This window comes from Blautia sp. HCP28S3_G10 (genome assembly GCF_052065235.1).
Classification (GTDB): Bacteria; Bacillota; Clostridia; order Lachnospirales; family Lachnospiraceae; genus Blautia_A.
On the sequence record NZ_JBQHUL010000110.1, the window covers coordinates 1 to 442 of the forward strand.

Annotated in this window: 1 protein-coding gene; it reads right to left on the reverse strand. The window is 41.9% G+C overall.

The features are described 5' to 3' along the window. Positions 1-203: 203 nt before the first annotated feature. A partial coding sequence (tnpA, locus tag ACTNB8_RS16435; protein ID WP_441056124.1) for an IS200/IS605 family transposase occupies positions 204-442 on the reverse strand: 239 nt, incomplete at its 5' end.

Sequence of the window (442 nt, forward strand, 5' to 3'; positions counted from 1 at the left end):
GTTGAAACGTTTTTTAGATTCCGTGATTACTGCCAGTTCATCCCATGTCTGAGCATAGATCTCAATCAGACAACTGACCGCAGAACGATAAATATCCAGTGTCTGGCAGATTGGTATATTCTGTTTTCGCAATTCTACGCCATAACTGGATACTATCCTCATCTTTTTTCCTTCTTACAAATATAAATACGGATTCTTTCAGGTTACTGTCTTTCTTTTGGCCCTTCGATATAAGAACATACCTGTTCTCTGCTCCTGTCACTCACTGTTACTGCACAATAAGGTGGATTCCACAGATGCCCTCCCCAAAGCTCCTTCTTCAGTTCTGGATGTGCAAGAAACATCTGCCGGGCAATGTTCCCCTTCATGATCTTGATCATATCAGAGATATAAAACTGTGGTCTGCAGTCTACAAGCAGATGGATATGATCCGGCATAACCT